Genomic DNA, 5,876 nt, shown 5'->3' with positions numbered 1-5,876 from the left:
GGGCGCATAGCTCAGTTGGTAGAGCAGCTGACTCTTAATCAGCGGGTCCTAGGTTCGAGCCCTAGTGCGCCCACCATCCTCTCCCGAGATCCCGATGACTGACGCAGCCGTGAGCGGTCCACCCGCGACGGTGGTGCTCCTGCACGGCCTCGGCCGCACCCGGCGCAGCATGGCGCGCCTCGCCGCGCATCTCGACGCTGCCGGCCATCGCACGGCGTGCCTCGGCTATCCCTCCCGCCGCCTCGGTCTCGCGGCCTGCGCCGAACACCTCCACCCCGCCGTCTCGGCACTGCGGCACCGGGCCGGCGTCCCGCTCGTCCTCGTCGGCCATTCCATGGGCGGCCTCGTCGCCCGCCACCTCGCCGCGGCACGGCCCGATCTCGCCGCCGGCCTCGTGACGATCGGAACGCCGCATCGCGGCAGCGAGGCCGCCGACCGCGTCTGCGCCTTCCGGCTCGGCCGCGCCCTGTTCGGCCCGGCCCTCCAGGACCTGCGCCCCGCCGCCGCGGCGACGATCCCCATGCCCGCCTGCCCGCTCGTGGCGGTGGCCGGCACCCGGGCGCTGATCCCGTTCTTCCGCACCCGGCTCGCCACGCCCCATGACGGCCTGGTGAGCCTGGCGCGCGCCCGTCCCGGCCTCGGCGAGGCCTGGATCGCGGTTCCGGGCGACCACACGCGCCTGATGGACCACCCCGGAACCGTCGCGGCCGTGCTGGCCGCCCTGGCCGCCTGGACGTCGCCCCGGCCGGGCGATGCCGGCGGGGGAGGGGGCTAGCTCGCGCCGCGGGCGATCGCCGACCCGCCGCTCCTGGGCTCCGATCCTGCCGGTTCGTCGTTCGGCAAACTTGCCCCGCTTCGTCGAAGAATGTTCCCGATCGGACGGCGGTGCCTCCTCGTCGAGTGGCAACTTTGGCACGCGAACCGGGATCGGCGCGCACGAGAGCTGCAAGACGCTCGCGTTCGGTTGCATCCGGCCCCAGTCCTCGCGATGTTGTCGCTATGAGCAAGTCTCCGGCTGCAAGGTTTACCCACGATGGCGTTCGGCGGCAACGCTGATATCTCCGTTCGAACGACTCCGCCTGAAAGTCATCGTGTCCCGGGAGATCGGGCACAAGTCGCAATCGAAACGCAGTGTCAGGATCATCGGAGACCGCCGGTGGGATACGGCATCAAGCTTCACGTCTGGGGCGACCGGGCGTGCTTCACGCGACCCGAGATGAAGGTGGAGCGCGTCTCCTACGACGTCATGACGCCGTCGGCGGCCCGCGGCATCCTCGAGGCTGTTCTCTGGAAGCCGCAGATGCGCTGGGTCGTCGACCGGATCCACGTCCTCAGGCCGATCCGCTTCCAGTCGCTGCGGCGCAACGAGGTCGAGGACAAGGTGTCGTCGGCCCTCGCCGAGCGCGCCATGCAGGCGGGCTCGACGGCGGGGCTCGGCCTCGTCGTCGAGGAGAAGCGCCAGCAGCGGGCCGCGACCCTGCTCACGGACGTCGCCTACGTCATCGAGGCGCGTTTCGCCCTCACCGACAAGGCCGGCCGCGACGACACGCCGGCCAAGTACCTGAGCATGTTCAACCGCCGCGCGGCGGCGGGCCAGTGCTTCCACCGGCCCTGCCTCGGCACGCGCGAGTTCCCGGCCGACTTCGCCCTCCTCGCCGAGGCCGATCCCCTGCCGGAGAGCACGCTGCCCGCCGATCAGCGCGAGCGCGACCTCGGCTGGATGCTGCACGACATCGTCGGGCCGGAGCGGGCGTCGCGGTTCTTCCGCGCCCGCCTCGCGGACGGCGTGCTCGACGTGCGGGCCTGCCTCGCCGAGGGGACGGCGACGTGACGATCCTGCAGGCCCTCGACCGCTACTACGACCGCATGGCGGCGCGGGGCGAGGCGGAGGCGCCGGGCTTCTCGCGCGAGAAGATCGGGTTCTGCCTCCGGCTCGCGCCGGACGGCGCCGTCGTCGAGGTGCGGGACCTGCACGAGACCGCGGGCCGCAAGCGCCAGCCCCGCCTTCTCGACGTGCCGGCCGCGGTGAAGCGCACCGCCGGCATCCTGCCGAACCGGCTGTGGGACAAGACCGCCTACGTCCTCGGCCGCACCGCCGGCCTGGGCCGCCGCACGGCCGAGGAGCACGCCGCCTTCAAGGCGCTGCACCGCGACCTGTTGGCGGGAACCGACGATCCGGGCCTCCTGGCCCTCGCCCGGTTCCTCGAATCCTGGGACCCGGCGGCGTTCGACGCCGCGCCGTTCGCGCCGGAGATGCTGGACGCCAACCTGGTGTTCGAGCTCGCCGGCGAGCACGCCTACCTCCACGAGCGGCCCGCGGCCCGGCGCCTCCTGGCGGGCGGGCCCTCCGCGGAGACGGCCGGTCAGGTCTGTCTCGTCACCGGCCGGCCCGCCGCGCCGTTGCGGCTCCATCCGACCATCAAGGGCGTGGAGGGCGCGCAATCCTCCGGGGCCGCGCTCGTCTCCTTCAACAAGGACGCCTTCACGTCCTACGGCAAGGTGCAGGGCGACAACGCGCCGGTCTCGGCCGAGGCGGGCTTCCGCTACGGCGCGGCCCTCAACCGGATGCTCGACCGCGCCAGCCGCAACCGCCTGCGCCGCCCGCTGGGCGACGCCACGGTGGCGTTCTGGGCCGACACCTCGGCCACGGTCGGCGAGGACGCGGCCAAGGCGGCGGAGGACACCTTCGCGTCCTGGTTCGATCCCGCCCCGGGCCCGGCCCCCGACCGGGACGCCGCCGAGGCCGCGCTGATCCGCGACGCCCTCGCGGCGCTCGCCGCGGGCCGGCCGGTCGAGGCGGTGGCGCCACAGGTCGCGCCCGGCACCCGCTTCCACGTCCTGGGGCTCGCGCCCAACGCCGCGCGCCTCTCGGTGCGGTTCTGGCTGGAGGATTCCTTCGAGGCCTTCGCGCGGCGCCTGGCGCAGCACCACGCCGACCTCGCCCTCGCGCCCCGGCCCCGCGGCTGGGGCGGATCGCCCGCCATCGGGCGCCTGCTCGTCAAGACGACGGCGCTGCAGGAGAAGTTCGACAACATCCCGCCCCTGCTCGCCGGCGAGGTCGCCCGGGCGGTGCTCGCCGGCACGCGCTACCCGCGCAGCTGGCTCGCCGCCGCCCTGGTGCGGCTGCGGGCGGGCGACGACCCGGCGACCGGCTGGCACGCCGCCGCCATCCGCGCCTGCCTGACGCGCGACCTGCGCCTCAACGGAGACCGAGGAGAGATTCCGGTGAGCCTCGACAAGGACGATCCCAGCCCCGCCTACCAGCTCGGGCGCCTGTTCGCGGCGCTCGAGGCCGCGCAGCGCCTCGCCCTCGGGCGGGGGATCAACGCCACCATCCGCGACCGCTACTTCGGGGCGGCCTCGGCGACGCCGGCGGGGGTCTTCCCGCTCCTCCTGCGCGGCGCGCAGAACCATGTCGGGCGCCTGCGCAAGGACGGCAAGGATTACTGGATCGAGCGCGAGATCGGCGAGATCGTCGAGCGGCTGCCCTCGGCGCTGCCCCGCGTGCTGCGCCTCGAGGCCCAGGGGCGCTTCGCCATCGGCTACTACCACCAGCGCCAGGCGCAGTTCGCCGGCCGGCCGGCCCTCGCGGCCGCGGTCGAGGCCGAGACCACCCAGGACAGCCAGACCCAGGACAGCCAGAGCGAGGACCGCCAGGATGACGTCTGAGGCCGCCGGCGTGACCCGCCGCCACGAATTCGTGCTGTTCTTCGACGTGCAGAACGGCAACCCGAACGGGGATCCGGATGCCGGCAACCTGCCCCGGCTCGATCCCGAGACCAACCAGGGCCTCGTCTCCGACGTCGCCCTCAAGCGCAAGATCCGCAACTACGTCGCGCTCGCCCGCCCCGAGGCGCCGGGCCACGAGATCTACATGCGCGACGGCGCCACCCTGAACGCCGAGCACCGCCGGGCCTGGGCCGCCGTGATGCCGGAGGCCAAGCCCGAGGACCAGAAGAAGCTGCCCAAGGAGGCCAAGGCGCGCGAGCTGACGCGCTGGATGTGCGCCAATTTCTGGGACATCCGCACCTTCGGGGCGGTGATGACCACCGGCGTCAATGCCGGCCAGGTGCGCGGCCCGGTCCAGCTCGCCTTCGCGCGCTCGGTCGAGCCGGTCCTGCCGCTCGAGATCGCCATCACCCGGCTCGCCGCCACCACGGAGGCCGACGCCGAGGCCAAGGGCGGGCGCACCATGGGCCGCAAGCACATCGTGCCCTACGGCCTCTACCGCGCCCACGGCTTCGTCTCGGCGCCGCTCGCCTCGCATCCGGTGAAGGGCACGGGCTTCTCGGACGACGACCTCGCGCTCTTGTTCGAGGCGCTCGGGCAGATGTTCGACCACGACCGCTCGGCCGCCCGCGGCGAGATGGCGACCCGCAAGCTCGTGATCTTCCGCCACGCCACGGCGCTCGGCAACGCGCCGGCCCACGCGCTGTTCGACCGGGTGCGGACCCTGCGGGTGCACAAGGGCGAGGCGCACGAGATCGGCGCCGACGCCACCGACAACTGGCCCCCGGCCCGCAGCTTCGCGGATTACCGCGTCACGGTGGACCGGGACGGGCTGCCGGAGGGGGTCGAGGTGATCGAGCGGTAGCGGGCGGCACCGGGATCGCCCGGCGCGCGCCGAGCGTGGACGACGTCGCGGGCCTGCGCGGCCACGTGCCGGTCGGCCCTGGAGGCGCACGGGCTCGACCCGCAGGTCGGCTTCCCGCACGCCGACCGTCCGGGGCCGCGCTAAGCAGACTTGCGTTGGCAGGCCACACGGTACACGACACGGGCGTGAAGCTTTTGGGTATTAAGGCTTTTCCACCCGCAACCTCATCCTGAGGTGCGGGCGATCGAAGATCGCTGAGCCTCGAAGGAGGGGTCCAGTGATCTCGGAGGCATCTGGAGCCCTCCTTCGAGGTCAGTCGATCTTCGATCGCGTGCGATCTCTGATCGCCAACACCTCAGGATGAGGTTGCGAGGGGGAGGGGCAATCATCGTGGGTTCACGTCACTGTCGTGTACCGTGGGCAGGCCAACGCTTCGCCCGCTTGGCTTCTTGTTCTGCCGCAGATTTTTGCCGCCGAACCGGTGTCCACTTCGGCGAAATCTGCTTATCCTCGCCCTCGACCTGATGGAGGAGCTGCGCCCCGTCCTGGCCGACCGGCTCGCCCTCAGCCTCGTCAACCGGCGCCAGGTCGGCGCCGAGGATTTTTCCGTCGAGGAGACCGGCGGCGTGCGCCTCACCGAAGCCGGCCGCAAGCGGGTTCTGGTGGCCTGGCAGGAGCGCAAGCGCGAGGAGCTGCGCCACCCGTTCCTCGACGAGACGATGCCGCTCGGCCTCGTCTGCCATGCCCAGGCGCAGATGCTCGCCCGCCACCTGCGCGGCGACCTCGACGGCTACCCCGCCTTCGTCTGGAAGTGAGGCGGCGCCATGCTGATGCTCGTGGCCTACGACGTGAGCACCGAATCCGCCGCGGGACGCCGGCGCCTGCGCCGCGTCGCCCGGGCCTGCCTCGATGACGGCCAGCGGGTGCAGAACTCGGTCTTCGAGTGCGAGGTCGAGCCGGCCCAGTGGACGGCTCTGCGCGCCCGCCTCGTCGCCGAGATCGATCCGGCGCAGGATTCGCTCCGGTTCTACCGGCTGGGCGCCCAGGCCCGCGGCCGGATCGAGCATGTCGGCGCCAAGCCGATCCTCGACCTCGAGGGACCGCTGCTCTTCTGAGCGGCCTGCGCGAACCCCGAGCGGACAGCCCCCACCCGGAGGGTTCGCGCAGCGGCGATCCCGTTGCGGCGACACGCTTTTCCTACCCGCTCCGTCCCCCGCCTCAGCCCGGGGCGCTCCCCGGCGGGGGAGGTTCGCGCGCAGGCGCGATATTTCGTTTTCAGCGC

General features: G+C 72.8%; 6 protein-coding genes, 1 tRNA gene and 1 pseudogene. All 8 read left to right on the top strand.

Annotated elements, in window-relative coordinates:
• The 8 genes and pseudogenes from BMX97_RS17510 (at position 1) to cas2 (ending at position 5,709) form a co-directional block, all read left to right on the top strand.
• A tRNA-Lys gene (locus tag BMX97_RS17510) sits at positions 1 to 76 on the top strand.
• 18 nt (positions 77 to 94) lie between these two features.
• Entirely contained in the window at positions 95 to 775 is a 681-nt protein-coding gene (locus tag BMX97_RS17505; RefSeq protein WP_091752633.1) for an alpha/beta fold hydrolase, read from the top strand.
• A gap of 441 nt (positions 776 to 1,216) precedes the next feature.
• Positions 1,217 to 1,831, top strand: a complete 615-nt coding sequence (gene cas5c, locus BMX97_RS17500; protein ID WP_244538496.1) for a type I-C CRISPR-associated protein Cas5c — start codon at positions 1,217 to 1,219, stop codon at positions 1,829 to 1,831.
• Positions 1,828 to 3,669, top strand: a complete 1,842-nt coding sequence (gene cas8c, locus BMX97_RS17495) for a type I-C CRISPR-associated protein Cas8c/Csd1 (protein ID WP_210187649.1) — start codon at positions 1,828 to 1,830, stop codon at positions 3,667 to 3,669. The genes cas5c and cas8c overlap by 4 nt, the downstream gene beginning before the upstream one ends.
• Positions 3,659 to 4,594: a type I-C CRISPR-associated protein Cas7/Csd2 gene (gene cas7c / locus BMX97_RS17490; protein ID WP_091752631.1), complete on the top strand. Its 936-nt coding sequence runs from the start codon at positions 3,659 to 3,661 to the stop codon at positions 4,592 to 4,594. Before cas8c ends, cas7c begins: the two co-directional genes overlap by 11 nt.
• 66 nt (positions 4,595 to 4,660) lie before the next feature.
• Positions 4,661 to 4,738 (top strand): annotated as a pseudogene (locus BMX97_RS32150) (CRISPR-associated endonuclease Cas1); the annotation flags it as partial.
• Between the two features lie 272 nt (positions 4,739 to 5,010).
• Positions 5,011 to 5,409, top strand: a complete 399-nt coding sequence (locus BMX97_RS17485; protein WP_280142803.1) for a CRISPR-associated endonuclease Cas1 — start codon at positions 5,011 to 5,013, stop codon at positions 5,407 to 5,409.
• Positions 5,410 to 5,418: 9 nt separating this feature from the next.
• Entirely contained in the window at positions 5,419 to 5,709 is a 291-nt protein-coding gene (cas2, locus tag BMX97_RS17480; RefSeq protein ID WP_060847372.1) for a CRISPR-associated endonuclease Cas2, read from the top strand.
• Positions 5,710 to 5,876 lie beyond the last annotated feature (167 nt).

It is taken from the genome of Methylobacterium sp. ap11 (assembly GCF_900110515.1).
Classification (GTDB): Bacteria; Pseudomonadota; Alphaproteobacteria; order Rhizobiales; family Beijerinckiaceae; genus Methylobacterium; species Methylobacterium ajmalii.
This window is presented reverse-complemented; position numbering and strand designations above follow the sequence as displayed.

What these genes read in the sequence shown, in the direction of transcription:
- BMX97_RS17505 (WP_091752633.1), top strand. Translation starts at nt 95, where the DNA reads ATGACTGACGCAGCCGTGAGCGGTCCACCCGCGACGGTGGTGCTCCTG.
- cas5c (WP_244538496.1), top strand. Translation starts at nt 1,217, where the DNA reads ATGAAGGTGGAGCGCGTCTCCTACGACGTCATGACGCCGTCGGCGGCC.
- cas7c (WP_091752631.1), top strand. Translation starts at nt 3,659, where the DNA reads ATGACGTCTGAGGCCGCCGGCGTGACCCGCCGCCACGAATTCGTGCTG.
- cas2 (WP_060847372.1), top strand. Translation starts at nt 5,419, where the DNA reads ATGCTGATGCTCGTGGCCTACGACGTGAGCACCGAATCCGCCGCGGGA.